The 25,804-nt window shown below is 62.1% G+C and carries 22 protein-coding genes; 11 read left to right on the top strand and 11 right to left on the bottom strand.

The window, feature by feature from the left end; all coding sequences use genetic code 11:
• Positions 1-90: 90 nt before the first annotated feature.
• A complete protein-coding gene (gene uxuA, locus ATE40_RS13205; RefSeq protein WP_063919740.1) occupies positions 91-1,281 on the top strand; it encodes a mannonate dehydratase in 1,191 nt (396 codons plus the stop codon).
• Between the two features lie 42 nt (positions 1,282-1,323).
• Here the strand turns inward: uxuA and yeiP are convergent, their stop codons facing one another.
• Positions 1,324-1,896, bottom strand: a complete 573-nt coding sequence (gene yeiP, locus ATE40_RS13200) for an elongation factor P-like protein YeiP (protein ID WP_004935725.1) — start codon at positions 1,894-1,896, stop codon at positions 1,324-1,326.
• Positions 1,897-2,022: 126 nt separating this feature from the next.
• Positions 2,023-3,267 carry a tryptophan permease gene (gene mtr / locus ATE40_RS13195; RefSeq protein ID WP_019453628.1) on the bottom strand — a complete coding sequence of 415 codons (1,245 nt, stop codon included), beginning with the start codon at positions 3,265-3,267 and terminating at the stop codon, positions 2,023-2,025.
• A 269-nt stretch (positions 3,268-3,536) separates the two neighbouring features.
• Here mtr and ATE40_RS13190 point away from each other — a divergent pair, with 269 nt between their 5' ends.
• On the top strand, positions 3,537-3,791 hold the full coding sequence (locus ATE40_RS13190) for a YkgJ family cysteine cluster protein (RefSeq protein WP_019453627.1): 255 nt from the start codon (positions 3,537-3,539) through the stop codon (positions 3,789-3,791).
• On the opposite strand, the gene ATE40_RS13185 is transcribed toward ATE40_RS13190, so the two are convergent.
• From ATE40_RS13185 to ATE40_RS13170, 4 genes are all read right to left on the bottom strand, one after another.
• Complete coding sequence (locus ATE40_RS13185; RefSeq protein ID WP_025160184.1) at positions 3,788-4,963, bottom strand: sugar efflux transporter; 1,176 nt, start codon at positions 4,961-4,963, stop codon at positions 3,788-3,790. The genes ATE40_RS13190 and ATE40_RS13185 overlap by 4 nt on opposite strands.
• A 155-nt stretch (positions 4,964-5,118) precedes the next feature.
• The gene (torA, locus tag ATE40_RS13180; RefSeq protein ID WP_063919739.1) at positions 5,119-7,593 is read right to left on the bottom strand and encodes a trimethylamine-N-oxide reductase TorA; all 2,475 of its coding nucleotides are present in this window, start codon (positions 7,591-7,593) and stop codon (positions 5,119-5,121) included.
• Between the two features lie 12 nt (positions 7,594-7,605).
• Positions 7,606-8,766, bottom strand: coding sequence for a NapC/NirT family cytochrome c (locus tag ATE40_RS13175; RefSeq protein WP_060559953.1), 1,161 nt, complete (start codon positions 8,764-8,766; stop codon positions 7,606-7,608).
• Between the two features lie 233 nt (positions 8,767-8,999).
• Positions 9,000-9,422 (bottom strand): nucleotide triphosphate diphosphatase NUDT15, encoded by a 423-nt coding sequence (locus ATE40_RS13170; RefSeq protein ID WP_063919738.1) that lies wholly within the window; start codon positions 9,420-9,422, stop codon positions 9,000-9,002.
• Positions 9,423-9,670: 248 nt separating this feature from the next.
• Here ATE40_RS13170 and fruB point away from each other — a divergent pair, with 248 nt between their 5' ends.
• The 4 genes from fruB to ATE40_RS13145 all read left to right on the top strand — a co-directional run bounded on the left by fruB (position 9,671) and on the right by ATE40_RS13145 (position 14,191).
• On the top strand, positions 9,671-10,804 hold the full coding sequence (gene fruB / locus ATE40_RS13160) for a fused PTS fructose transporter subunit IIA/HPr protein (RefSeq protein WP_063919736.1): 1,134 nt from the start codon (positions 9,671-9,673) through the stop codon (positions 10,802-10,804).
• A complete protein-coding gene (gene fruK / locus ATE40_RS13155) occupies positions 10,801-11,742 on the top strand; it encodes a 1-phosphofructokinase (RefSeq protein ID WP_004935702.1) in 942 nt (313 codons plus the stop codon). Before fruB ends, fruK begins: the two co-directional genes overlap by 4 nt.
• A gap of 11 nt (positions 11,743-11,753) precedes the next feature.
• Entirely contained in the window at positions 11,754-13,436 is a 1,683-nt protein-coding gene (fruA, locus tag ATE40_RS13150; protein ID WP_019453619.1) for a PTS fructose transporter subunit IIBC, read from the top strand.
• A 161-nt stretch (positions 13,437-13,597) separates the two neighbouring features.
• Positions 13,598-14,191, top strand: coding sequence for a DJ-1/PfpI family protein (locus ATE40_RS13145; RefSeq protein WP_084799157.1), 594 nt, complete (start codon positions 13,598-13,600; stop codon positions 14,189-14,191).
• Between the two features lie 19 nt (positions 14,192-14,210).
• On the opposite strand, the gene nfo is transcribed toward ATE40_RS13145, so the two are convergent.
• Together nfo and ATE40_RS13135 are read right to left on the bottom strand one after the other, a co-directional pair.
• Entirely contained in the window at positions 14,211-15,050 is an 840-nt protein-coding gene (gene nfo, locus ATE40_RS13140) for a deoxyribonuclease IV (protein WP_019453617.1), read from the bottom strand.
• 89 nt (positions 15,051-15,139) lie between these two features.
• Complete coding sequence (locus tag ATE40_RS13135; protein WP_019453616.1) at positions 15,140-16,213, bottom strand: YeiH family putative sulfate export transporter; 1,074 nt, start codon at positions 16,211-16,213, stop codon at positions 15,140-15,142.
• A 194-nt stretch (positions 16,214-16,407) separates the two neighbouring features.
• On the opposite strand from ATE40_RS13135, the gene ATE40_RS13130 reads away from it, so the two are divergent.
• The 3 genes from ATE40_RS13130 to ATE40_RS13120 all read left to right on the top strand — a co-directional run bounded on the left by ATE40_RS13130 (position 16,408) and on the right by ATE40_RS13120 (position 19,276).
• Positions 16,408-16,605 (top strand): hypothetical protein, encoded by a 198-nt coding sequence (locus ATE40_RS13130; RefSeq protein ID WP_019453615.1) that lies wholly within the window; start codon positions 16,408-16,410, stop codon positions 16,603-16,605.
• Positions 16,606-16,709: 104 nt separating this feature from the next.
• Positions 16,710-17,576: a DNA-binding transcriptional regulator YeiE gene (gene yieE / locus ATE40_RS13125; RefSeq protein ID WP_063919734.1), complete on the top strand. Its 867-nt coding sequence runs from the start codon at positions 16,710-16,712 to the stop codon at positions 17,574-17,576.
• A gap of 221 nt (positions 17,577-17,797) precedes the next feature.
• Positions 17,798-19,276, top strand: a complete 1,479-nt coding sequence (locus ATE40_RS13120) for an amino acid permease (RefSeq protein ID WP_025160186.1) — start codon at positions 17,798-17,800, stop codon at positions 19,274-19,276.
• A gap of 45 nt (positions 19,277-19,321) precedes the next feature.
• On the opposite strand, the gene ATE40_RS13115 is transcribed toward ATE40_RS13120, so the two are convergent.
• Positions 19,322-20,422, bottom strand: a complete 1,101-nt coding sequence (locus ATE40_RS13115) for a GGDEF domain-containing protein (protein WP_063919733.1) — start codon at positions 20,420-20,422, stop codon at positions 19,322-19,324.
• Between the two features lie 362 nt (positions 20,423-20,784).
• Here ATE40_RS13115 and ATE40_RS13110 point away from each other — a divergent pair, with 362 nt between their 5' ends.
• Entirely contained in the window at positions 20,785-21,867 is a 1,083-nt protein-coding gene (locus ATE40_RS13110) for a FecCD family ABC transporter permease (protein WP_025160187.1), read from the top strand.
• Complete coding sequence (locus ATE40_RS13105) at positions 21,864-22,652, top strand: ABC transporter ATP-binding protein (protein WP_019453610.1); 789 nt, start codon at positions 21,864-21,866, stop codon at positions 22,650-22,652. Before ATE40_RS13110 ends, ATE40_RS13105 begins: the two co-directional genes overlap by 4 nt.
• Positions 22,653-22,685: 33 nt before the next feature.
• Here the strand turns inward: ATE40_RS13105 and ATE40_RS13100 are convergent, their stop codons facing one another.
• Complete coding sequence (locus ATE40_RS13100) at positions 22,686-23,633, bottom strand: siderophore ABC transporter substrate-binding protein (RefSeq protein ID WP_063919732.1); 948 nt, start codon at positions 23,631-23,633, stop codon at positions 22,686-22,688.
• A 55-nt stretch (positions 23,634-23,688) separates the two neighbouring features.
• Positions 23,689-25,677 carry a ligand-gated channel protein gene (locus ATE40_RS13095; protein WP_063919731.1) on the bottom strand — a complete coding sequence of 663 codons (1,989 nt, stop codon included), beginning with the start codon at positions 25,675-25,677 and terminating at the stop codon, positions 23,689-23,691.
• Between the last annotated feature and the right edge of the window lie 127 nt (positions 25,678-25,804).

The following is a 25,804-nucleotide window of genomic DNA, read 5'->3' as shown; positions in this document are numbered from 1 at the left end:
GGAGGGCGAAAGAGTAAGGTAAAGATAGCTGACATCTAAATTAAACTGGTATAACAGCATTGCGGTGCGAGACAGGCATAAGGATAAAACATGGAACAAACATGGCGTTGGTATGGCCCGAACGATCCGGTCTCTTTGGACGACGTACGTCAGGCCGGGGCGACCGGGGTGGTGACGGCGCTGCACCATATCGCGAACGGCGAGGTCTGGCCGATCGACGAGATCCGCGCGCGGCAGGCGCTGCTGGCGGAAAAGGGGCTGGTGTGGTCGGTGGTGGAAAGCGTACCGGTGCATGAGGAGATCAAAACCCACAGCGGCGACTGGCGGCGGCATATCGTCAACTATCAACAGACGCTGCGCAACCTGGCGGCCTGCGGCATCGACACCGTCTGCTACAACTTCATGCCGATCCTCGACTGGACGCGCACCGATCTGGCCTATCCGCTGCCGGACGGTTCCAAAGCGCTGCGTTTCGATCAGACCGCCTTCGCCGCGTTCGAGCTGCATATCCTGCAGCGCACCGGTGCCGAGGCGGACTATACGTCAGAGGAGCGCAGTCAGGCGGCGGCCTATTTCGCCGCCATGAGCGAGGAGGAAAAAAACCGGCTGACCGGCAACATTATCGCCGGGCTGCCGGGAGCGGAAGAAGGCTATACGTTGGAGCAGTTCCGCCGGCGGTTGGCGGAATATGACGGCATCGACAAGGCGCGGCTGCGCGAAAACATGGCGGTCTTTCTGCGCGCCATCGTGCCGGTGGCGGAAGAGGCCGGCATCCGGCTGGCAGTGCACCCCGACGATCCGCCGCGGCCGATCCTCGGCCTGCCGCGCATCGTTTCCACCCTAGAAGACATGCAGTGGCTGAAACAGACCGTCGACAGCCCTCATAACGGTTTCACGATGTGTACCGGTTCATACGGCGTGCGCGCCGACAACGATCTGGTGCGGATGATTGAAACCTTCGGCGATCGCATTCATTTCACCCATCTGCGCGCCACCTGCCGCGAGGAAAACCCGAAAAGCTTCCATGAAGGGGCGCACCTGCAGGGCGATGTGGACATGGTGGCGGTGATCGAAGCGATCCTGACCGAAGAGTTGCGGCGGCAACGGGCGGGCGATCGGCGGCCGATCCCGATGCGCCCCGATCATGGGCATCAGATGCTGGACGATTTGAAAAAGAAAACCAATCCGGGCTATTCGGCCATCGGGCGGTTGAAAGGGCTGGCGGAGCTGCGCGGCGTCGAGCTGGCGCTCAAGCGGCGCTTTTTCCCGGAATTGCCGTAGCGGAAAGTGACACGGGGCCGAGCATCGGCCCCGTAGGCGCGACTAGTCGGCGCGGCTCATATAGCGGCGTTCGGCGATATGAATGCGGATCTTGTCGCCGGCGCTGAGGTATTCCGGCACGTGGATCACCAGACCGGTCGCCATGGTGGCCGGTTTGTTGCGGGCGCTGGCGGAGGCGCCTTTGATGCCCGGTGCGGTCTCGACGATTTCCATATCCACGGTTTGCGGCAGCTCCAGCGCCAGCACCTGGCCATCCAGCGTCAGCACCTGCATGCCCGGCAGGCCGCCTTCCGGAATGAACAGCAGTTCATCTTCGATCTGGTCTTTCTTGAAGATGTACGGCGTGTAATCTTCGTCGTCCATGAACACGTATTCTTCACCGTCGATATAGGAGAAGTTCACCTTGCGGCGCGACAGGGAAATGGTGTCCAGAATATCGTCGCCCTTGAAGCGTTCTTCCACTTTCAGGCCGGTGCGCACGTCGGAGAAGCGCATTTTGTACAGGGTGCTGGCGCCACGGGCGCTCGGGCTCTGCACGTCGATATCTTTTACCAGCAGCAGTTTGCCGTTGTAGCTGATCGCCATGCCGCGCTTAATTTCGTTAGCTCTTGCCATTTCAATTCATCCGCAATGAAGAGTATTAGAGAAGTTGCGACAAGGTACTCGCGCCGCCGATTTCAGGCAAGAGCCCGGCGTAAAAACAGTGCAGGAAAGGGAGAGCAGGCGCTCTCCCTTCAAGGATTACTGGAAGACCGGCAGCAGGCCGAACAGCGACAGGATATGCGCGGCGGCGTTGATCAGCCCGAACAGGATGACGAACAGAATCACGGCGCGGCCGCCCGGTGCGCGGTAACCCGCCTGCGGGTAGCGGCGGCGGCTGGCGCGCGCCATCAGCGCCGGCACGATCACCGCCCAGATGGTGGCCGCCAGCCCGGCGAAGCCGATGGCGTACAGGAAGCCGTTCGGGAACAGCAGCGCGGCCAGGGTCGGCGGCACGAAGGTCACCAGAGCGGTCTTGCTGCGCCCGACGGCGTCGTCCTTGAACTTGCAGAAGTCCGCCAGATAATCGAACAGGCCCAGCGACACGCCGAGGAACGAGCTGGCCAGCGCCATATAGGAGAAGGCGTTCAGCAGTTGGCTGACGGTCTGGCTGCTGGAGACGTTGCCCATTTGCTTGAGCAGGCTGCCGATATTGCCGCCTTCGGCGATCACTTGCTTAAAGGCGTCGCGCGCGATATTGCCCTGAATCACATACTGCCACAGGATGTAGATAGCCAATGCCAGCAGGGTGCCGTACACCAGGCTGCGCACCACGGAGCCGCTGTCCTTGTGGTAGTACTTCACCAGCCCGGGAATGTTGCCGTGGTAGCCGAACGAGGTCAGCAGGTAAGGCAACGCCGCCAGGGCGTAAGGCAGATAGCTGGCCCGATCGTCGCCGCTGTTGAACAGCACCGCAGGCTGCACGTGGGTGAACATGTCGCCCACCGACATCACGAAGGTGATCACCATGCCGCCGATCAGAATGGTGCTGAGGCGATCGACCGCGCGGGTGGAGAGCCAGACGATAAATGCCACCACCAGTGCGAACACCAAGCCGGCGGTAGTCTGGCCGACGCCGACGATGCCTTCCAGCGTGTGGGCGATGATCGAGCCGCCGGCGGAGATATAGGCGTAGGTCAGGATGTACAGCACGAATGCCACCGACAGGCCATTCACGGCGTTCCAGCCTTTACCCAGCAGATCCTTGACCATGGTGTTGAAGCTGGCGCCGCTCGGGTAGTGCAGCGTGGCTTCGAGGATCATCAGGCCGGACAGCAACATGCAGGCCCAGGTATACACCAGCAGCGCGACGGAGCCGCTGAACCAGACACCGGAAGTGACGATCGGAATGGAAAACATGCCGGCGCCAACGGCGGTACCGGCAATGATCATCGCGCCGCCGAGGACGGAAGGGCGGGCCAGCTTCTGGATGGTGTCCGTAGACATGTGTGCTCCTGAAAGAGGTTCTTTTGTACTAGCTCAATGGTACATGGGTGTATGACGCATGTAAAGCAGGGGGATTGCACGTTTCACGCGTTTTTATCTTTAAAATGAGATGTTTTGGGCGTTTATTCGCCACGTGGCTAAATAAACCGGCGCCAAGCCGCCGCGAGAAGTGTGTAAAGATCGCCGAGCCGCAGGGATTCTGCTGGCAGCAGCCGCGCGCGGCTGCTATTGTCGCGCTTCTTTTCCCCAGCCCACCAGGAGTAGCGCTGATGGACTGTCGCAGCGACTGCGGCGCCTGCTGTATCGCGCCGTCAATATCCAGCCCGATCCCCGGCATGCCGAACGGCAAGCCCGCCAATACCCGCTGCATTCATTTGGATGAACAGCTGCGCTGCGGCCTGTTTCATTCGCCGCTGCGGCCGAAGGTGTGCGGCAGCCTGCAGCCGAGCCGCGACATGTGCCACGATCACCGCGATCAGGCGTTGATCTATCTCGCCAGGCTGGAAGCGGACACCGCGCCTTAAGCCTCCTTCAGCTTCCACAGACACAGCGTCGCCCCTGCCGCCATCGCCAGCGCGGCGTAAAACACCGCATGATAGCGCCAGATTTCCGCCACCGCGCCGGCGAGGGCGCCGGCAATGATCCAGCCCACCCGGATGGTATTGGTGAACAACGTGGTGGCGGTGCCGGCCTGACCGGGCATCAAATCCTGGAAATAGAGCATGCCGATCCCCGCCAGCACGCCGATAAACGCCGCATTCAGCAGCTGCAGAGCGATGAGTTGCCCGCTGCCGGTGATAAACAGCAGGCCAGCGTAGAACAGCACGCCGGCGACCACCGCCACGCGCATCAGGAAACGCTTGCCGCAGCGTTTCGCCGCCAGCCCGGCGAGCAGCATGATGGGGATCTCCAGCCCGGCGGCGGCGCCCATCAGTATCCCGGCCAGCCGTTCCGGCAGCCGCAATTCGTGCACCACATACAGCGGCATCGTGATCAGGTACATGCTGTTGGCGGTCCACATCAGGGTGCAGGCGGCGAACAGCAGCAGCGAATCGCGGCGATGTTGGCGCGGCGCGGCCAGCGGGGCGCCCGCCGCCACGGCCTTCGGCATCGAAGGCAACCGCTGCCACACCAGCAGGCCACACAGCACAAAGGCCGCCGCGCCCGCCAGATACAGGGTTTTGAAGCCGAATCCCAGCGCCAGCGCAAAGGCGATCGGCGGACCGATCACCCAGGCGAGGGAGACCTGGGCGCGCATGATGGAGGTGAACATCACCGCCTCGCGTCCGGAGCGATCGGCGTGCTCGCGCGCCAGCGCAAACATCTGCGGGTTAGCGGTGGAACCGAAGCTGGTGAGCAGTACGCCGACGAGCAGCAGCAGGTAATAGTTGCGGCTCCAGGCGAACAGCGTGAACCCCAGCGCGCCCAGCATGCAGCAGAGGAAAATCAGTGATTTGCGGTCGCCTTTTTTATCCGAACGGCCGGCGAGAAACTGGCTGACCAAAATGCCGATCACCGCGCTTCCGGTAAAGAACAGCCCGACCAGCGCTGGCCGCACCTTGACCTCGGTTTCCAGAAACAGACTCAGCGTCGGGGTTTGCAAAGCGCCGGCGATGCCGGTCAGGAACGCCACCGCCAAAAAGGCCAGCGAAGTGAGGTCGGGCGCGCGTCGCGTTACTGCGGATGAAGTCGGCATGGCGGTTGAGAATTCGTCGAAAAAGGGAGGTCGCGCGCATCATACGCCCGTTGAAAAGAAACGCAAACCGCTATCCAGCGGCGTAGGGTAAGCGAATATTTCGCGCGGCGACGAGAAAAAAGGGGCGCACCGCGCCCCTGATACTTGCCGATAAATCAGGCGCCTTGTGGCACCGCGTGCGCGGTGTTTTTCAGCGCCGGCCCCTGATACTTCTCGATCTGCAGCTGTGCCATCTGCCCGCAGTTGCCCTGCGCCAGGCTGGAAGAGCCGATGTCGAAGGTCAGGCAGTTGACGTTGCCGTTCTTGCACAGCGAGCCGGGCTGCGCCGGATCGGCCGGATCGAACCAGGCGCCTTCGCTGATGCGCACCACGCCGGGCCGCACGTCTTCGCTGACCACCGCGCCCACCAGGATCTGGCCGCGATCGTTGAACGCCCGCACCAGATCGCCGCCGCTGATGCCGCGCGGCTGCGCGTCCTGCGGGTGGATCAGGATCGCTTCACGATCCGCCACCGCGTATTTCTCGCGCAGCGGCGTGTTGTCGAGCTGGGAATGCAGCCGGTTGGTCGGATGCGCGGTATTGAGCGACAGCGGATATTTGGCCGCTTCCGGCCCGCGATACCACTCGTGCGGCGGCATCCAGGTCGGGATGCCGGGGCAATCCGCATAATGCATTTTGGCGATGGCGTCGGAGTAGATCTCGATCTTGCCCGACGGCGTGCCCAGCGGGTTCAGCAGCGGGTTGTCGCGATAGTCGGCAAAGCGCACCCACTGCGTGTTGGCCTCCGGCACCGGGAAACGCACGTAGTTATTGGATTGCCAGAACATATCGAACGGCGGCAGCGCCACCCGCGCGGCGCGCGCCTGGTTCTTCATGTCGTCGTACATGCCTTTCAGCCACTGGGTTTCGTCCTTGCCCTCGGTGAAGGCTTCCTGCACGCCCAGCCTGGCCGCCATCGCCGAGAAGATGTCGAAGTCGCTGCGCGACTCGTGCTGCGGCGGCACGCATTGATGCATCGGGAACACGTAGAGCTGCGAATAGTCGCCGCCCATCTCCAGATCGTTGCGCTCGTAGCTGGTGGTGGCCGGCAGTACGATGTCGGCATGCTTGGCGGTGGCGGTCCAGTAAGGCTCGTTGACCACGATGGTGTCCGGCCGCTGCCAGGCTTTGACCAGGTTATTGGTGTCCTGATGCTGGTGGAAGGTGTTGCCGCCCGCCACATACACCATTTTCACCTCGGGGTAGGTGACCTTGGCGCCGTTGAAGTCGATGGTTTTGCCCGGATTGCTCAGGCATTCGGCGATGCGCGCCACCGGGATCGGCGCCGGCGAGTTCTTCGGCGCGTTGCCGGCCGAGATGCCGGCGATGATGCCGCCTTTGGCGGTCGGGCTGCCGCCGGAGGAATAGTGGTAGCTGAAGCCGAAGCCGCCGCCCGGCAGGCCGATCTGGCCGAGCATCGCCGCCACCGTCACCAGCAGCCAGTGCTGCTGTTCGCCGTGGTGCTGGCGCTGAATGCCCCAGCCGCCCATGATCATGGTGCGGTGTTTCGCCATCTCGCGCGCCAGTCCGCGCAGCGTATCGGCATCGACGCCGCTGATGTCGGCCGCCCATTCGGCGGTTTTCGCCACGCCGTCGCTCTCGCCCAGCAGGTAGGCCTGGAACTTGTCGAAGCCGACGGTGTAGGTTTTCAAGAAGTCCGGGTTATGCAGCTTCTCGGTCAGCAGCGTGTGGGCGATGCCGATCAGCATCGCGCCGTCGGTATAAGGACGCGGGGCGATCCACTGTGCATTGACGAACTTGGCGCTGTCGCTGTGCACCGGATCGATGCTGATCACCCGGGTGCCTTTCTTCTTCAGCGCCTCGAAGCCGGTCTGGCCGACGTGATCCGGCACGTTCCAGCTGTTTTTCAGCGTGACCATCGGGTTGCAGCCCCACAGGATCACCAGCTCGCTGTTCTCGATCACGTTCGGCCAGGCGGTCTGCTGCTCGTAGACCTCCATCGAACCGACCACGTGCGACATGATCACCTGCGCCGCGCCGGTGGAGTAGTCGCCGGCGTAGCCGAGGAAACCACCGGTCAGGTTCATCAGGCGCTGCAGCAGCGTGCGGCTGTTGTGCAGCATGCCGACGCTTTTCCAGCCGTAGGAACCGGCATAGATCGACTGCGGCCCGTGATCTTTTTGCAGGCGAACGATCTCATTGCACACCAGCTCGGTCGCTTTGTCCCAGCTGACGCGCACCCACTCGTCGCGGCCGCGCAGTTCGGTGCGGCTGCCGGGGCCGCCCTCCAGCCAGCTTTTGCGCACCATCGGGTATTTGATGCGGTTCTCGGCGTGCACCTGATAAGGCGCCATGGTGATCAGCTCATTCGGATACGGATCGTCCTGCACCGGCTGTACGCCGACCATCTTACCGTCTTGCACGATGGCTTCAAACGCGCCCCAGTGAGCGCCGGTCAGAATGCCTTTCTGCGCCTGACGCAAGACGATGAACTGCGGCAGCGCTTCGCTGATGGCCTGCGCCAGCGCCGCTTTGGGCCATAAGCCCGCCAGCAGCGGGGCGGTGGCCAGCGCGGCGGTGCCGGTCAGGAAGCGGCGGCGGCTCATGGTTAACGGTTGTTGGTTGCTCATTGCGCTTCTCCCTTAAAGCTTGGCCGGTGCGGCAGGTGGCATGTCGCTGGCGTGTTTTTGTACGTATTGCGTCAGCACGCGCAGCTGTTCCTGCGTCAGCGAAGTGCGCGGTGCCATGCCTTTGATGACGCCGATCCATTGGTTGGCGTTGAAGCGATCGAGCGCGGTCAGCCCGTGGCAGCCGGTGCAGTTGGCCGACATCATGTCTGCGGCGTAGCGCCAGATTTTTTGCTGATCGTCAATCAACTGTTTGCGCGGCAGCCACACCTGCAGAGAAACCTGATGCCAGACCAGGCCGGTTTCCGCATCGGTCTGGGTGGCGGCGGTCTTCAGCTGTTGGCGTGCGTCTTCACCCAGCAGCACGCTGAGGATGCGTTTGCCCTGCGCGGCGTAGAACACTTCGCTGACCCCGTCCTGCTGCCAGCCGCTGACGGTGGCCAGCACTTTGTCGCCATCCTGCTTGACCACCTGCACTTCGGTGGACGGCATCAGGTTGCCGGCGTTATGGCTGTCGTTGGCGCCGAGGAAGAACGGCTCGGTGGCGATGGTGTAGAGGGTGGTGGCGTCCGGTGCGGTCAACGCCGCGGCCTTCGCCAGCTCGGCGGCGCCGGCCTGGGTTTCGCCGCTCATGTCCGGCAGGATATGCGCCACGCCCTTGTGGCAATCGATGCAGGTTTCGCCCTGTTTGATCGCCACCGGGTGCTGCAGGCGCGCTTCAGGGCGCTGGGCGGTGATATCCATGGCGTCATAGCTGTGGCAGGAGCGGCAGGTGGCCGAGTCGTTCTCTTTCAGCGTTTTCCAGACTGACTGCGCCATCGCCAGCTTGTGCGCTTCGTATTTCTCCGGCGTATCGATGGTGCCGACCATCTCGCCGTAAATGTCTTTCACCGCGCGGATTTTGGTCCACAGATAATCGATCGGCTGGTGTGGCACGTGGCAGTCGGCGCACTCGGCGCGGATGCCCTTGGTGTTCTGGAAGTGGACGCTGCCCTGATATTCGGCCAACGGTTGTTGCATGGTGTGGCAGGAAACGCAGAAGGCGGTATCGCTGGTTTTATGGAATACGGTGGCGGTCCCGGCCAACAGCGCCGCGCCGAGGATAATCCCCAGCAGCAAAAGCCATAGCCATCCCCACCGACGCTTTTTTTCAAAGCCAGTCAGTTTTTTGCTCATGGTAAACCCGCTTATAATTATGAATTTAAAATAAAATCTTGCCAAAAGGCCGCCGACCGGAGGTCAGAATGCCACGTCGATTGCAGGGATAATGATAGAAGAGGGTTAACCCCATAGGGTTATCCGTAGTCAAAAAAATGGCGTATATCGCAAAAAATAGCGTTATATTCTAATTTATATAACGGTGGAGCGATGCGGCAGGGGAAGCGAGCGCAGCACGCGCTCGCATTGGATCAGACCGCTGGCAGGTAGGCCTGGCCGCTCAGCCACAGGCGGATAGCGGTGCGGCTGGCTTCGAAATGGGGTTCCGGCAGGGCTTCAGGCGCGCACCAGCGCCACTCGGCGCATTTCTCCGGTTCTTTCAGCTCGGCTGCGCCGCCGGGGTGGGCCACCTGCAGGCAGATAGACACCGTGTGTTTGCCTTCGGCGCGCCAGGTCTGCAGATTGTTGCTGACGCCCACGAAGCGCGGCGGATCGATGAGCAAGCCGGTCTCTTCGGCGATTTCGCGCTGGGCGCACTGCTCGAAGGTCTCCCCGGCCTCCAGATGGCCGCCGGGAATCGACCAAAAGGGCGCGTGGGAACCGCAGCGTTTGCCCAACAAAATCTCGCCTTGCGGGTTGACGATGATCACCCCGACGCCCGTCACTACGTTCATGCTTTTCTCCGTCAGCAAAGTTTCAGCACCAGTATGTCATTTTGCCCCGGCGCTGACCAATGCGCCGGCGAAAGTGTGCGTAAGCTCAAAAATCTGCAATGGCGAAAGGGAGAAAACTTGCTTTCGCCTTGCGCTGCTCACACACTCCTTGAAACGTTTCAGCGTTATCCCGCCGCTTGTGGTCAGCGGATAGCGCTCCTTTTTCTCAATGAAGCTGAAACGATTCAATTCAGCAGGAGAGGAGAATCATGTTCCAGTTGTCACCGCAAGACATTCATCTGGGCGCCGCGGCTGCCGGTAAGCAGGAGGCCATCCGTCAGGTGGCCGCCGCCCTGACCGAAGCCGGCTGCGTCAGCGCCGGCTATGTAGACGGCATGCTGCAGCGCGAACTGCAGACGTCCACCTATCTGGGTAACGGCATCGCCATTCCGCACGGCACCACCGATACCCGTGATCTGGTGTTGAAAACCGGCGTGCAGGTGTTTCAGTTCCCGCAGGGCATCACCTGGGGAGAAGGCCAGACCGCCTATGTAGCGATCGGCATCGCCGCCCGTTCCGACGAGCATTTGGCGCTGCTGCGTCAGCTCACCCACGTGCTGAGCGATGACAGCGTGGCGGAGCGGTTGGCGAAAACCACCTCTGCGGAAGAGCTGCGCAGCCTGTTGATGGGCGAGCAGCAGAGCGCCGAATTCCAGTTCGACGTCTCGCTGATTGCGCTCGACGTCGCGGCCGACAGCCTGATGACGCTGCAGGCGCTGAACGCCGGCCGGCTGCAAAAGGTCGGTGCGGTCAATGCGCAGTTCGTCAGCGATGTTATCACCCGTAAGCCGCTGAACCTGGGGCAGGGTATCTGGCTGAGCGACAGCGTTGAAGGCAACCTGGCCAGCGCGGCCACCGTCAGCCGACCGGCGCAGGCTTTCGTGGAAGACGGCGAGCCGGTGGCGCTGCTGCTGACGGTGTCGGTCGCCGACGCGCAGCCGCTGGCGGTGCTCAACTACCTCAGCGATCTACTGCTGGACAATAAAGCTGAACGCTTGCTGAAGGCGGATGCCGCCGGCGTGCTGGCGCTGCTGACCAGCGAAGTGGCCGAGGAGAGCAGCGTGCTGAGCGCCGAGTTCGTGATCCGCAACGAGCACGGTCTGCACGCGCGGCCGGGCACGGCGCTGGTTAACGTGATTAAAAGTTTCAACAGTGACATCACCGTCACCAACCTGGACGGCAGCGGCAAGCCGGCCAACGGGCGCAGCCTGATGAAGGTGGTGGCACTGGGCGTGAAGAAAGGGCACCACCTGCGCTTTACCGCCAATGGAGAAGATGCTGAAGCCGCGCTGAAGGCGATCGGCGAAGCGATTAATGAAGGACTGGGCGAGGGCGCAGCATGAGCAGAAGAGTAGCAACGATCACCTTGAACCCGGCGTACGATCTGGTGGGTTTCTGCCCGCAGATCGAGCGCGGGGAAGTCAACCGGGTAAAAACCGCCGGCCTGCACGCTGCCGGTAAGGGCATCAACGTCGCCAAGGTGTTGAAGGATTTAGGCATCGACGTCACCGTCGGCGGCTTCCTGGGCAAAGACAATCAGGACGGTTTCCAGCTGCTGTTCAGCGATCTGGGGATCGCCAACCGCTTCCAGGTGGTGCCGGGCCGCACCCGTATCAACGTCAAGCTGACGGAAAAAGACGGCGAAGTGACCGACTTTAACTTCTCCGGTTTTGAAGTCACGCCGCAGGACTGGGATCGTTTCGTCAGCGACTCGCTGAGCTGGCTGGGCCAGTTCGATATGGTGGCGGTGAGCGGCAGCCTGCCGGCCGGCGTCGATCCCGATGCGTTTACCGACTGGATGACCCAGCTGCGCGCCAAGTGCCCGTGCATCATTTTCGACAGCAGCCGCGAAGCGCTGGTCGCCGGGCTGAAGGCCTCGCCGTGGTTGGTCAAACCGAACCGCCGCGAGCTGGAAATCTGGGCCGGCCGCCCGCTGCCGGCGCTGGCGGACGTGGTCGAGGCCGCGCATGCGCTGCGCGAGCAGGGCATCGCCCACGTGGTGATCTCCCTCGGTGCGGAAGGCGCGCTGTGGGTTAACGCTTCCGGCGCCTGGATCGCCAAACCGCCGTCCTGTGAGGTGGTCAGCACCGTGGGTGCCGGCGATTCGATGGTCGGCGGCCTGATTTACGGCCTGTTGATGCGCGAATCCAGCGAACACACCCTGCGTTTGGCCACGGCAGTAGCGGCGCTGGCGGTCAGCCAGAGCAACGTCGGCGTGACCGATCGTCCCCAGTTGGCCGCGATGATGGCGCGCGTCGATCTGAAACCTTTCAATCAATAGCAGGAGGCAGAATGAAAACGCTGCTGATGGTAGACAGTTCGTTGGGGCAGGCCCGTGGCCACCTGGCGAAACGCATGCTGGAGGCTGCCGCGGCCAAAACCGGCCTGACGCTGGTCGAGTCGCTGCAGGATGCCGAACTGGTGGTGGTGGCAGGGCAGACTGCGCCTGCTGACGCCGGGCTGAACGGCAAATTGGTGTATGTGGGTGAGGTAGAGCAGGCGGTGCGTGAACCGGAGGCTTTTCTGGCACGGGCCAAGGCCGAAGCTGAAACCTATCAGGCGCCGCAGGCGGCGGCGGTGAAAGCCGCCGGGCAAAAACGCATCGTGGCGATCACCGCCTGCCCGACCGGCGTGGCGCACACCTTTATGGCGGCCGAAGCCATTGAAAGCGAAGCGAAGAAGCGCGGCTGGTGGGTGAAGGTGGAAACGCGCGGCTCCGTGGGTGCCGGCAACGCTATCACTCCGGAAGAAGTGGCGGCGGCGGATTTGGTGATCGTCGCGGCGGACATCGAAGTGGATCTGGACAAATTTGCCGGTAAGCCGATGTATCGTACTTCGACCGGCCTGGCGCTGAAGAAAACCGCCCAGGAGCTGGACAAGGCGCAGGCCGAGGCGGAAGTGTTTCAGCCGCAGCAGCGCGGCAACGCGGCGCCGGCGGCGAAAAAGAAAGAGGGCAACGGCCCGTATCGCCACCTGCTGACCGGCGTGTCTTACATGCTGCCGATGGTGGTGGCAGGCGGGTTGTGCATCGCGCTGTCGTTCGTGTTCGGCATCAAGGCGTTTGAAGTCAAAGGCACGCTGGCGGCGGCGCTGATGCAGATCGGCGGCGGCTCCGCCTTCGCGCTGATGGTGCCGGTATTGGCCGGTTTCATCGCCTTTTCCATCGCGGATCGTCCGGGGCTGACGCCGGGCCTGATCGGCGGCATGCTGGCGGTGAGCACCGGCGCCGGTTTCCTCGGCGGTATCATCGCCGGCTTCCTGGCGGGTTACGTCGCCAAGGCGATCAGCAGCAAGCTGCGCCTGCCGCAAAGCATGGAAGCGTTGAAGCCGATCCTGATCATTCCGCTGGTTGCCAGCCTGATCACCGGCCTTATCATGATTTACGTGGTCGGCACGCCGGTGGCGAAGATCATGGAAGGCCTGACCCATTGGCTGCAATCGCTGGGCACCGCCAACGCAGTGCTGCTGGGCGCAATCCTCGGCGGCATGATGTGCACCGACATGGGCGGCCCGGTGAACAAAGCGGCCTACGCGTTCGGCGTCGCGCTGCTCAGCTCCTCGGTGTATGCGCCGATGGCGGCGATCATGGCGGCGGGCATGGTACCGCCGCTGGCGATGGGGCTGGCGACGCTGCTGGCGCGCCGCAAGTTCCCGAAATCCGAACAGGAAGGCGGCAAGGCGGCGTTGGTGCTGGGGCTGTGCTTTATTACCGAAGGGGCGATTCCATTCGCCGCCCGCGATCCGATGCGCGTGCTGCCGTGCTGCATTGCCGGCGGGGCGCTGACCGGCGCGCTGTCGATGGCCTTCGGCGCCAAACTGATGGCGCCGCACGGTGGGCTGTTCGTGCTGCTGATCCCGGGCGCGATTTCGCCGGTGCTGTTGTACCTGGTGGCGATCGCTGCAGGCACGCTGCTGGCGGGGGTGGCGTACGCCCTGCTGAAACGTGCTGAAGCGCCGGTAGCCGCCGCGGCGTAAGCCTTGCCGATACCGCAAAACGCGCAGCCTCGAGCTGCGCGTTTTTGTTTGTGTCTTAGTCGGTTAGCACGATTTACCCCTAGCCAAAAATCACAATGCTTTCTACGCTGATAGCGCGACTTTGTTCCTGCGAACAAGGAATGACTCAAGGAGATTCATCAGTGGCTAAAAAAGTGGCGATCGTACTGACATCCGGTTTCGCCGATTGGGAATACGCGCTTATCGCCGGCGTTGGCGGGCCGTTTTATGGCTTGGATGTGGCGTTTTTTGCGCCGGAGGCCGGAAAGCTTCGCTCACAGGGCGGGTTGACGGTGGAAGTGGCTCGCGGCGTCGCCGTATTGGCGGATTGGTGCCCCGAGGTGCTGGTGGTGGTCGGCGGCACCCTGTGGGAAACCGAGCGGGCGCCGGATATCAGCGCGCTGCTCAACGAGCAGCTGCAACGCGGCGCGACTGTGGCGGGCATTTGCGGCGGAACGCTGGCGTTGGCGCGGGCCGGCCTGTTGAACGGCAGGGCGCACACCTCCAACGATGCCGAGTTTTTGACGCGCCATGTGGCGGGCTATACCGGGCAGCGCCGTTTCGTTGCGAGCGCCGCCGCCGTGGCGGATGACCGGGTCATTACGGCGCCGGGATCGTCGCCGGTCAGCTTTACCACCGCGGTGTTCAGGGCTGCGGGCCTGGATGAAGAAACGCTGCGTCAGTTCAGCGCCATGCTGGCGGCGGAGCACGCGGTGAAGGAAACCGCCCGCGCTTAGGCGAGCGGCCAGGGGAGGGTTACTGCTGCGCCTTCAGCCAGGCGATCTCTTCGGCCCAGATATCCGGGTTTACCGTTTCCAGAATCAACGGAATATTGTCGAAACGCGGATCGCGCATGATGTAGCTGAACACCGTTTTACCGATGTTGCCTTCCCCCAGGCTGTGGTGACGATCGACGCGGCTGTTGAACTCGCTCTTGGCGTCGTTCAGGTGCATGCCGCGCAGGTAGTTGAAACCGACGATGTCGCCAAGCTGCTTAAAGGTGCGCTCGCACTCTTCTTCGGTGCGCAGATCGTAGCCGGCGGCGAAGGCGTGGCAGGTATCGATGCAGACGCCGACGCGGCTTTTGTCTTCCACGCCGTCGATGATCGCCGCCAGGTGTTCGAATTTGAAGCCCAGATTGCTGCCCTGACCGGCGGTGTTCTCGATCACGGCCGTCACGCCGGCGGTTTTATCCAGCGCGATGTTGATCGATTCGGCGATGCGCGCCAGGCACTTGTCTTCATCGATTTGCAGCAGGTGGCTGCCTGGGTGGAAGTTCAGCAGCGTCAGCCCCAGCTGTTCGCAGCGCTGCAGCTCGTCGATAAACGCTTCGCGCGATTTTTCCAACGCGTCGGCCACCGGGTGCCCAAGGTTGATCAGGTAGCTGTCGTGCGGCAGGATCTGCCCCGGCCCGAAGCCGTACTGGGCGCAGGCGCTCTTGAACTTATCGATCACGTCGGCGGCCAGCGGCGCGGCCTTCCATTGACGCTGATTTTTGGTGAACAGGGCGAACGCGGTCGCCTCCAATTCGTGCGCGCGGATAACCGCTTGATCCACGCCGCCTGACGCGCTGACATGTGCACCGACAAACTTCATCTTCATTCTCCTGTGTTATCGGTGACATTATGGCATTGATGGCGGGCGGAATAAATGCGGCCCGCCGAAGCGGGCCGCAGAAGGGGAGATTAGAACCAGTGTTGCACCAGCTGATTTATCGCGGCGCCGCCGACCAGCAGCCAGACGAACAGCAGCGTAGCCAACAGAATCGGTTTCATCCCGGCCTGGCGCACGGCGCTGATGTGGGTGGTCAGCCCCAGCGCCGCCATCGCCATCGCCAGCATCCAGGTGTCGGCGGTGATCAGGTGACGCACCAGCGTGGCCGGCAGCAGGTTGAAGGAGTTCAGCCCGGCGACGGCGATAAACAGCACGGCGAACCATGGAATGGTGATGGCGGATTTTTCCGCCTTACCTTCGCCGCCGCGGCTGATGTAGCCCGACAGCAGCAGCAGGAACGGCGCCAGCATCATCACGCGAATCATCTTGGCGATCACCGCCGCGTTTTCGGCGTCAGGGCTGATGGCGTGCCCGGCGGCGACCACCTGAGCCACTTCGTGAATGGTGGAGCCGGCGTAGATGCCGAAGGTTTCCTGGCTGAACGGCAGCCACTGGAAGTGTTCATTCAACTGATACAGCCACGGGTAGGCGAAGATCGCCAGAGTACCGAACACCACCACGGTCGAGACCGCCACCGCCACTTTGCTGGAGTCGGCCTTCAGCACCGGCTCGGTGGCCATCACCGCCGCCGCGCCGCAAATGCTGCTGCCGGCGCCGATCAGTATCGCGGTCTGGCTGTCGATGCCGAACACTTTTTTGCCGAGCCAACAGGCCAGCAGGAAGGTGGTGGTCAGGGTCAGCGCGTCGATGATGATGCCGCTGGCGCCCACGTCGGCGATCTGCTGAAAGGTCAGCCGGAAGCCATAAAGGATAATGCCCAAACGCAGCAGACGCTGTTTAGCCAGCTGTACGCCGCTGTGGCAAGCGGTTTGCCAGCGCGGATACAGCGTGTTGCCCACCAGAATGCCGAGCAGGATCGCCAGCGTCAGCGCCCCCAGCCCCAGCTCCGCCACCCAGGGAATATCGCCGGCCCAGACGGCCAGCGCGGTGAGCGCGCCGGTCAGCAGCAGCCCCGGCACCAGCCGCGGCAGGCCGAACAGCGGAAAGCGTCGCTCGGGATAAGTGTGAGTGGTATCAGTCGCCATAAAAGTCAGTCCTTCAGTCTGTTTCTTGCCGCTAAGAGTACGTTTGGGCTGAATAAAAGAGAAATTGATTATATATTTATAACCTATCTGAATAAGTGGTATGCGTTCAGACATTGGCATAAAGCCGCATTGCGGCTAGGGTGAGGGAGGCGCGGCGAGCCGCCGTCAATTTTCCAACTGAACAGGAGCAGGCGATGGATATCGACGATCAACGCAGAGAGCAGATAGACCTGGAAGTGGGCCGCGCGGTGCGGCGTTTGATTGAAGAGAACAAAGCGGTCGATCGCGATCGCCTGGTGGCGATGCTGCAATTAATACAGCGGGACGAAACCGGCACGCCGCGCGAGGCGGTGCTGGCCGCCGCGGCGCAGCTGGTCGCTTTGGGCAAGTAACGCCGATCGGGCCGTAAACAGGATGGCCTGATCGGGTCGCCCACATCATGCCGACATCATATTTTGGTTCTCTGACGGAACCTTCTTTCAATACCGGGACAGCTATGCATATCACGTTGCGTCAACTGGAAGTCTTCACCGAAGTGCTGAAAAGCGGTTCGACCACTCAGGCCTCGGTGGTGCTGGCGCTGTCGCAGTCGGCGGTCAGCGCGGCACTGGCGGATCTGGAGGGGCAGCTGGGCGTGCAGCTGTTCGATCGCGTCGGCAAACGGCTGGTGATCAACGAACATGGCCGGTTGCTGTATCCCAAAGCGCTGGCGCTGTTGGAACAGGCGGGGGAGATCGAGCAGCTGTTTCGCCATGACGGCGGGGCGCTGCGCATCGCCGCCAGCAGCACCATCGGCAACTACATGCTGCCGGAGATGATCGCCCGTTACCGCCGGGATTTTCCGGCCGCGCCGCTGGAGCTGAATGTCGGCAACAGCCAGGACGTGATCGTGGCGGTGGCGGATTTTCGCGTCGATCTGGGATTGATCGAGGGGCCTTGCCATATGCCGGAGCTGGTGACGCAGCCGTGGCTGGAGGACGAGCTGGTGGTGTTCGCCGCGCCGGATAACCCGCTGACCCGCGAGCCGCCGACGCTGGAGGCATTGGCCAATGCGCCCTGGATCCTGCGCGAGCGCGGTTCGGGCACTCGCGAGGTGCTGGATCATCTGCTGTTGGCGCATCTGCCACATTTCCAGCTGGTGATGGAGCTGGGCAACTCCGAGGCGATCAAGCACGCGGTGCGGCACGGTATCGGCATCAGCTGCCTGTCGCGGCGGGTGGTGGCCGAACAGCTTGCCAGCGGCGCGCTGGTGGAACTGCCGCTTCCGCTGCCGCCGCTGCGTCGCACCCTGTACCTGATTCGCCATCGGCAAAAGCACATCTCCAACGCGTTGCAGCGTTTTCTCAGCTATTGCGCGCTGTAATCGGCAGCGCGTCACGCCTTCTATCGCCGCGCAGGCCTGAAAAAGCATAAAAATCTGCGCGCGCTCACATTAATGAGAGTAAGTAAGGCCATAAGGGCCGCGGCTAATAATTGCCTCTGAATTATGAAGCTATCTTATATCAGTGCAATGTTGCTAGTTCACCGGCGGGTATTTGTTACAATCCGCCCTCATTTTTCGAAGAGCAGATAGATAGGGAACGAATGGCTCAGCAGGATATAAAAACATCGGGGCAGCAAGCACCCGGATTGCGCCGCGAGCTGAAAGCCCGGCATTTGACCATGATCGCCATCGGCGGCTCCATCGGCACCGGTCTGTTCGTCGCCTCGGGCGCCACGGTTTCTCAGGCAGGCCCCGGCGGGGCACTGTTGTCTTACGCTCTGATCGGTTTGATGGTGTATTTCCTGATGACCAGCCTGGGCGAACTGGCGGCCTTTATGCCGGTCTCCGGTTCATTCTCCACCTACGGCGCCAAATACGTGGAAGAAGGCTTCGGCTTCGCGCTGGGCTGGAACTACTGGTACAACTGGGCGGTGACCATCGCGGTTGACCTGGTGGCCTCGCAGTTGGTGATGAGTTACTGGTTCCCGGACACGCCGGGTTGGATCTGGAGCGCGCTGTTCCTCGGCCTGATGTTCCTGCTGAACTACATTTCGGTGAAAGGGTTCGGCGAGGCGGAATACTGGTTCGCGCTGATCAAGGTCAGCACCGTGATTATCTTCATCGCCGTCGGCGTGCTGATGATCGTCGGCATTCTGAAGGGCGGCGAACACGCCGGCTGGCAGAACTGGACGATAGGAGACGCGCCGTTCGCCGGCGGCTTCTCGGCGATGATCGGCGTGGCGATGATCGTCGGCTTCTCGTTCCAGGGCACCGAACTTATCGGCATCGCGGCCGGCGAGTCGGAAAACCCGGGCAAAAACATCCCGCGCGCGGTGCGTCAGGTGTTCTGGCGTATCCTGCTGTTCTATATCTTCGCCATTCTGATCATCAGCCTGATCATTCCGTACACCGATCCGAGCCTGCTGCGCAATGACGTGAAAGACATCAGCGTCAGCCCGTTCACCCTGGTGTTCCAGCATGCCGGCCTGCTGTCGGCGGCGGCGGTGATGAACGCGGTGATCCTGACGGCGGTGCTTTCCGCCGGTAACTCGGGTATGTACGCGTCTACCCGCATGCTGTTCACTCTGGCCTCGGAAGGCAAGGCACCGCGCATCTTCGCCAAGCTGTCGAAAGGCGGCGTGCCGCGCAACGCGCTGTATGCGACCTGCGTGGTGGCCGGCCTGTGCTTCCTGACGTCGATGTTTGGCAACCAGTCGGTTTATCTGTGGCTGCTGAATACTTCGGGCATGACCGGCTTCATCGCCTGGTTGGGCATCGCCATCAGCCACTACCGCTTCCGTCGCGGTTACATGCTGCAGGGGCGCGATCTGAACGACTTGCCGTACCGTTCCGGGTTCTTCCCGCTGGGGCCGATCTTCGCCTTCGTGCTGTGCCTGATCATCACCCTGGGCCAGAACTATCAGGCCTTCCTGCAAGACAAGATCGACTGGTACGGCGTGACCGCGACCTACATCGGCATCCCGCTGTTCCTGCTGATCTGGTTCGGCTACAAGCTGTCGCGCGGCACCCGTGTGGTGAAGTACAGCGAAATGGAATTCCCGAAGATGGACGTGAAGTAATTTTCGGTGAGTGATACGCGGCGGGGGCTCCCGCCGCGTTTTATGTTACTTTTTCCCGCCTTTGGCTTCCGCCAGCGCCTGCTGCGCCGAGCTCATCAAACTGTCCACCGTCGCGTAATCCTGCGTCAACGCCAGAATGCCGGCGCTAAGCTGCATGTTCACCTCGCCGAACGCGCCAAAATCGTAGGGCGCCTCCAGCGGCGGCACAATGCGCGCCAGGAACTCGCTTTCCGCCCCGTAGGGCAGATCGTGCACCAGAATCAAAAACAGACCGCCGGTATAGCGGCAGACGTAGTCGCTGGGGCGGATCAGCGTCTTGAGGCGTTCGCCGACGGTGCGCAGTACGTCGTCGCCGATCTGGACGCCGTGGCTTTGGTAGAGCGCTGCCAGCGGGCCGAATTCAAGAATGAACAGGTGGGAGATCGGCTGCGTCGAACCGGGGCGGCAGATGCTGCGCATCACCGCTTCGCCCCCCGCGCGGTTGAGGAAGCCGGTCAGGCGATCGCGGTGTGACGCCAGCTGCTTTTCCCACGCCAGCGTGACGCGCTGCACCAATTGGCGGTGATAGCGAGCGATCATGCCATGGGCCAGCACCAGCCACAGCGGGGCGAGATCCGCCAGGATAAACAGGTTTTGCACCCGTGACAGCGGGGCCGCCAGCAGATAGGGCAGCGTCAGTACGATCACTTCAAGCAGCGCGAAGCGCGGGGCGGCGGCGTGACGCTGCATCAGCCAGCAGGCCAGGGCGGTGATCGTCAGACCGGCGAACAGGATCAGCACGAAGCGGCCCGACAGCATCGCCAGGGCGGCGCTGGCGCCGACCAGTAGCGCCCACAGCAGCACCGTCACCAGCATGGCGTTCGGCCAGGCAGGCTGACGTCGGCGCGCCAGCCAGGCGCGCCCGGCGGTCAACAGCAGCAACAGCAGCAGCAAGCCGATGCCGATCGGCCGCTGGCTCAGCCAGGCGTACCCCACCAGCAGCGCGGCCGGCCCCGCGGCATTCAGCCAGGGGGTGAGAGGAGAGGGCGTCAACGTGAGCCGCAGCTGGCGTTGAAACGGCTCGTCATCGGCGTGCAGCGGGCTGTATAACAGCCAGTTCAGCAGCGCAGGACGTTTGGGCGTTACCGCCGGAGATGGACTTCTCATTACTGCCTCGTCAATAAGGCCGCTCTTGCGGCAGCCTGAAGTTTTTTGCACGCGCGGTGCCGTGGTTCTGGATTCTATGTGGTTTTTTCGTGTTTTGTCAGAGTCTGGTCGGATCAGGAATAATTTTCAGAATAATTAACCTAATGGCGGTGAAGGGAGGAAACGCGAGGGGTTGAAAAATGGCGAGTAAAAACAAATTATTACATTTCGACAACGCCGTTTTCACCTATTGATATGATTGATAAGTATTATCGTTTGTTTTATTGTTAACGGCTGCGCGCGGGCGGTCTGCGTGCACTTTCCGGTTCACGGCGGCCGCTTTCGCGCCGCTGTCATCATGGTTGCAACAGGTATCTTAACTAATGAGCGTATCCACCGATCCCATGACTGAAGCCAAGGGGCAACCCGACGCCGGCGTGATGGGGCGTTATCAGCATATTCTTCGCCATCGCCTGTTGATGATGGGCGTGTTGGCACTGGCGATCCTGGGCTCGCTGCTGCTGGATTTCACCATGGGGCCCTCCGGCCTGTCGCTGGCATCCTTATGGCAAACGCTGCTTGACCCCGCCGCGGCCGACGCCGGTACGCGAGTGATCGTCTGGGATATCCGCTTGCCGTATGCGCTGATGGCGGTGGTGGTGGGCTTTGCGCTCGGCCTGGCCGGGGCGGAAATGCAGACCATCCTGAATAACCCGCTGGCCAGCCCCTTTACTCTCGGCGTGTCTTCCGCCGCGGCCTTTGGCGCCGCGCTGGCGATCGTGCTCGGCATCGGCATTCCGGGGATTCCCGATCAGTGGTTCATCTCCGCCAACGCCTTTATCTTTGCGCTGTTCGCCGCGCTGATGCTCGACGGCATCACGCGCTGGACGCGGGTCGCCACCTCCGGCGTGGTGCTGTTCGGCATCGCGCTGGTATTTACCTTCAACGCGCTGGTTTCGATGATGCAGTTCATCGCCAGCGAGGACACGCTGCAGGGGCTGGTGTTCTGGACCATGGGCAGCCTGGCGCGCGCTTCATGGGATAAGCTGGGCATTCTGTTCGGCGTGTTCGCCGTGCTGCTGCCGCTGTCGATGATGAGCTCGTGGAAACTGACGGCGCTGCGCCTGGGTGAAGACCGGGCGGTGAGCTTCGGCATCGACGTGCGTCGCCTGCGGCTGACCACGCTGCTGCGCATCAGCATTCTCTCGGCGCTGGCGGTGGCCTTCGTCGGGCCAATCGGCTTTATCGGCCTGGTGGCGCCGCATATCGCCCGCATGATCTTCGGCGAAGATCATCGTTTCTATCTGCCGGCCAGCGCGCTGATCGGCGCTCTGGTGCTGTCGATGGCCTCGGTGGCGTCGAAAAACCTGGTGCCTGGGGTGATCATTCCGGTGGGTATCGTGACGTCGCTGGTCGGGGTGCCGTTCTTCCTGAGCATTATTCTGCGCCACCGGGGGAACGTATGAATCAGGGCTTGCGGATAGAAAACTTCTCGGCGGGCTACCCGAAACGCCAGGTGATTGACGATCTCTCGGTGCCGATGCTGCCGCGTGGGCAAATCACCGTGCTGCTGGGGCCGAACGGCAGCGGCAAATCGACGCTGCTGCGTTCACTGGCCGGGCTGAACCCGGCGCAGGGCAAGCTGTGGCTGGACGACGGCGATCTGATGCAGATGCCGTTCGCCCGTCGGGCGGAGAAGGTGGTGTACCTGCCGCAGTCGCTGCCCGCCGGGGTGCATCTGCACGTGCTGGAGTCGATCATCGTGGCGCAGCGCGCCTCGGGCGGTCGCAGCAACGCCGGCAGCGAAGCGGAAGTGATGGCTTTGCTGGAACAGCTGGGCATCGCCCACCTGGCGCTGAGCTATCTCGATCAGCTGTCCGGCGGCCAGAAACAGCTGGTGGGGTTGGCGCAGTCGCTGATCCGCCAGCCTTCTCTGCTGTTGCTGGATGAGCCGCTGAGCGCGCTCGATCTCAACTATCAGTTCCACGTGATGGATTTGGTACGCCGCGAAACCCGCAAGCGCAACATCGTGACGGTGGTGGTGGTGCATGACATCAATATCGCACTGCGTCACGGCGACCACGTGCTGATGCTGCAGGATGGCGATCTGATCGCCGACGGCGCGCCGGATCAGGTGATTACGCCGCAGAGCCTGGCACGGGTCTACGGCGTGCGCGGGCGTATCGAACGCTGCTCGCAGGGCACGCCGCAGGTGCTGATAGACGGCTTGGTAAATCAGCCGACGATTTAATCCAGAAAAAAGCCCGGCATCGCCGGGCTTTCTTTATCGTGCAGTGTGATTGAGCGCCTCGCTCACGCGTTCAACAACGTGCTGGGCGGTGACGATGCCGCCGGACAGATAGACCTCGGCCGCCGGCAGGTAAACCACCTGGCCTTTTTTCACCGCCGTGGTTTTCTTTAGCGCGGTGCCGGTAAGGATCTTCTGCGGCGCCACCGCGTTCGGCCGCCCGGTCGCGGCGTCTCTGTCGATAACGAACAGCCAGTCCGGATTCAGTTTGGCCACCTGCTCAGGCGTCAGTTTGTTGCCGCGCACGTCTTTCTCGTCGGACTGCAACGCAGACGAGAAGCCGAGGGCGTCATAGACGAAGCTGAAACGGCTCTTGGGGGCGTAAGCACTGATCTTGCCGCCGGAGAACAGCACCACCAGTCCGTGCCCGGCCTGGGCGGCCTGCGGTTTGACCGCGGCGATCTGCGCATCCAGCTTATCGACCGCCGCCTGCGCCTGCTGCTGCTTATCGAACAGCTCACCCAACTGCAGCGTGCGCTGTTTCAGGCTGCCCAACTGATCCTGCGGATCGACGGACATGTTCAACGTCGGCGCCAGCGCGTTCAGCTCGTCATAGGCCTTGGACGCCCGGCCGGCGATCAGGATCAGATCCGGTTTGGCGGCGCGCAGCACGGCCATATCCGGCTCGAACAGGGTACCGGCATTGAGGTATTTGTCGTCCTGATAGCGCTTCAGGTTATCCGGCAAGTTCTTGCGGTTGCCGGGCAGCGCCAGCGGCTCGACGCCCAGCAGCTGCAGCGTTTCCAGCGAGGCGTAATCCAGCACCACGATGCGCTGTGGGTGTTTTTTCACCTCGGTGCTGCCGTTCAGGTGCTGGACATTGACGGTGGCCGGGGCCGCCGGCGCGTCGGTTTTGCTGTGGCAACCCGCCAGCGCCATCGTGGCCAGCAGGGCGATCATCAGGGGGGAGCGGCGTAATTTCATGGGGCTTCCTCACGGTGATGGAATGAAAAGGGCGCGCAGCGCGCGCCCGGGGGCATCAGAAGTTGTAGGTCATGCCGACGGTATAACGGCGGCCGTCCAGCGTAGTGCGGAAGTGATCGTAATCCACGGTTTTGTCGAGGATGTTGTAAACCCCGCCGGTCAGCTGCAGGTTTTTCGCCGCCTGGTAGCTCAGGCCCGCATCGACGAAGGTGTAGGACGGCGTGCTGGTCGCCATCGAGGTGCGGCTCAGATACTGTGAGGTTTTGCTGCGGAAGTTAACGCGCGACCACAGGCTGAGGTCCTGCGTGGCACGCCAGTCCAGCACGGTATTCAGCATGTGCTTCGGCATCTGGTTGAGTGCCTTGCCCTGGAACTCGCCGCTCTTCTGCTCGGAAGAGGTGTAGGTGTAGTTGGTGTTCCACTTCCAGTCTTTGTTGATCTGCCAGCCGAAGGTGGCTTCTATGCCGCGCATATTGGCTTTGTCGACGTTAACGCGATCGCTGATAAAGTCATAGACATCGTTACCGATCTTACAGTCCGGCGTGTCTTCGCAGCGGCGCACTTCGGTGATTTTGTCTTTAAAGTCGGTGTTGAAGACCGTCACGCCGGCGTTGATGCCTTTCAGGCTATCCCACATCAGGCCGATCTCTTCGCTCAGGCTCTTCTCTGGCTGCAGATCCGGGTTGCCGACGATGATGCCTTTACGCACGCCGCCGCCGGTGACCTGCCCCCAGTTAGGGGAGGATTGGCGCAGATCCGGCGATTTGTAACCGGCGGAGACGCCGCCTTTCAGCGTCCACTGTTCGGTCAGGTGCCAGACGCCGTACATGCGTGGCGTCCAGTGGCTGCCGAAGTTTTCGTCCTGATCCATGCGGATGCCGGTCGTCAGGCTGAAGTCGTTGGTCAGCGCCCATTCGTCTTCAGCGAACAATGCCCAGCTCCAGCGTGTCAGCTTGCTGAGGCCTTGAGCCGATTCAAGCTGGTTACCGCCATCGCCCAGTTTCTCGTAACGATACTGTCCGCCAAGGTTCAACATATGGGAACCCAGTTCGAACTGGTTCTGGGTGTTGAAGATGGTGTTGTAGGCCTTCATGTTACGGCCCGGATTACCGGTTTCTTCGCGTTGAATGTAGCTGGTGGAGTTGCCGAAATCGTAATAGCCGTTGTGGGTCAGCGCGTAGTTGGTGCGCGTATACAGGTTTTCGCTGACTTCGGTTGGGGTGCATTTGCCTTTGCTGCAGCGTTCCGCCACCACCGATTTGCCCGGCGTGCTGTTGCGGTCCTGCAGCGAGCGGCCGATTTCGAAGTCGAATTCGTTTTTCTCGTCCGGCGTCAGGGTGAACACCGCGGTGCCGCTGCGCATGCGCTGTTCGTTGTAACCGTTGACGATTTTATCTTCCGCGCGGCGCGACAGCAGGCCGTTGACCCGCAGGCCCAGCAGGCCTTCAACCAGCGGGCCGGAGGCGTAGGCGTTGGTCTGGAACAGATCGCCGGAATCGCGGTTTTCCTGAAGGGTGGCGTCACCGTGCAGCGAGCCTTTCCACTCGGTACGGGAGGTTTTTCGGGTGATGACGTTGATCACCCCGCCCATGGCGTCGGAACCGTACAGTGAAGACATCGGCCCGCGCACCACTTCGATGCGCTCGATGGCTTCCAGCGGCGGCAGCCAGCCCTGTTCGATGCCGGCGTTGTCGCTGTTCGGCCGGGTGCTGCGGGTGTCGACGCGCTTGCCGTCCACCAGGATCAGCGTGTACTTGGAAGACATGCCGCGAATGCTGATGTCGCTGCTGCTGGCGCCGCCGGTGACTACTACGCCCGGCACGTCTTTCAGCGCGTCGGTCACGTCGCGATAGGCCTTATCTTCGATCTGCTGGCGCGGGATCACCGAGATGGAGGCGGCGGAGTCCTGAATTTTTTGCTGGAAGCCGGAGGCGGTGACGACCATGGTGTCTTGGGTATCGTCCTGCGGCGCGGCCAGTGCGGCGGTGGCGCTGAGTGAGGCGATCACCAGAGCGGCGAGCTTGCTGTAACGTGGCGTTTCCATGAGGTAAACCTTTCCTGGATTGAAGTGAAAGTAATTAACCAATTGAATTTCTAATGAAATAATTCATCGTTCGCTGAGAAATCCGTCGCTTCGTCAGCGTTGCGTGAGGCCATTGTAAGGATTTTTT

It is taken from the genome of Serratia surfactantfaciens (assembly GCF_001642805.2).
Classification (GTDB): Bacteria; Pseudomonadota; Gammaproteobacteria; order Enterobacterales; family Enterobacteriaceae; genus Serratia; species Serratia surfactantfaciens.
This window is presented reverse-complemented; position numbering and strand designations above follow the sequence as displayed.

Excerpts from the sequence above, each read along its gene's own strand:
- uxuA (WP_063919740.1), top strand. The coding sequence starts at position 91 with ATGGAACAAACATGGCGTTGGTATGGCCCGAACGATCCGGTCTCTTTG.
- yeiP (WP_004935725.1), bottom strand. The coding sequence starts at position 1,896 with ATGGCAAGAGCTAACGAAATTAAGCGCGGCATGGCGATCAGCTACAAC.
- mtr (WP_019453628.1), bottom strand. The coding sequence starts at position 3,267 with ATGTCTACGGACACCATCCAGAAGCTGGCCCGCCCTTCCGTCCTCGGC.
- ATE40_RS13190 (WP_019453627.1), top strand. The coding sequence starts at position 3,537 with ATGGACTGTCGCAGCGACTGCGGCGCCTGCTGTATCGCGCCGTCAATA.
- ATE40_RS13185 (WP_025160184.1), bottom strand. The coding sequence starts at position 4,963 with ATGCCGACTTCATCCGCAGTAACGCGACGCGCGCCCGACCTCACTTCG.
- torA (WP_063919739.1), bottom strand. The coding sequence starts at position 7,593 with ATGAGCAACCAACAACCGTTAACCATGAGCCGCCGCCGCTTCCTGACC.
- ATE40_RS13175 (WP_060559953.1), bottom strand. The coding sequence starts at position 8,766 with ATGAGCAAAAAACTGACTGGCTTTGAAAAAAAGCGTCGGTGGGGATGG.
- ATE40_RS13170 (WP_063919738.1), bottom strand. The coding sequence starts at position 9,422 with ATGAACGTAGTGACGGGCGTCGGGGTGATCATCGTCAACCCGCAAGGC.
- fruB (WP_063919736.1), top strand. The coding sequence starts at position 9,671 with ATGTTCCAGTTGTCACCGCAAGACATTCATCTGGGCGCCGCGGCTGCC.
- fruK (WP_004935702.1), top strand. The coding sequence starts at position 10,801 with ATGAGCAGAAGAGTAGCAACGATCACCTTGAACCCGGCGTACGATCTG.
- fruA (WP_019453619.1), top strand. The coding sequence starts at position 11,754 with ATGAAAACGCTGCTGATGGTAGACAGTTCGTTGGGGCAGGCCCGTGGC.
- nfo (WP_019453617.1), bottom strand. The coding sequence starts at position 15,050 with ATGAAGTTTGTCGGTGCACATGTCAGCGCGTCAGGCGGCGTGGATCAA.
- ATE40_RS13135 (WP_019453616.1), bottom strand. The coding sequence starts at position 16,213 with ATGGCGACTGATACCACTCACACTTATCCCGAGCGACGCTTTCCGCTG.
- ATE40_RS13130 (WP_019453615.1), top strand. The coding sequence starts at position 16,408 with ATGGATATCGACGATCAACGCAGAGAGCAGATAGACCTGGAAGTGGGC.
- yieE (WP_063919734.1), top strand. The coding sequence starts at position 16,710 with ATGCATATCACGTTGCGTCAACTGGAAGTCTTCACCGAAGTGCTGAAA.
- ATE40_RS13120 (WP_025160186.1), top strand. The coding sequence starts at position 17,798 with ATGGCTCAGCAGGATATAAAAACATCGGGGCAGCAAGCACCCGGATTG.
- ATE40_RS13115 (WP_063919733.1), bottom strand. The coding sequence starts at position 20,422 with ATGAGAAGTCCATCTCCGGCGGTAACGCCCAAACGTCCTGCGCTGCTG.
- ATE40_RS13110 (WP_025160187.1), top strand. The coding sequence starts at position 20,785 with ATGAGCGTATCCACCGATCCCATGACTGAAGCCAAGGGGCAACCCGAC.
- ATE40_RS13105 (WP_019453610.1), top strand. The coding sequence starts at position 21,864 with ATGAATCAGGGCTTGCGGATAGAAAACTTCTCGGCGGGCTACCCGAAA.
- ATE40_RS13100 (WP_063919732.1), bottom strand. The coding sequence starts at position 23,633 with ATGAAATTACGCCGCTCCCCCCTGATGATCGCCCTGCTGGCCACGATG.
- ATE40_RS13095 (WP_063919731.1), bottom strand. The coding sequence starts at position 25,677 with ATGGAAACGCCACGTTACAGCAAGCTCGCCGCTCTGGTGATCGCCTCA.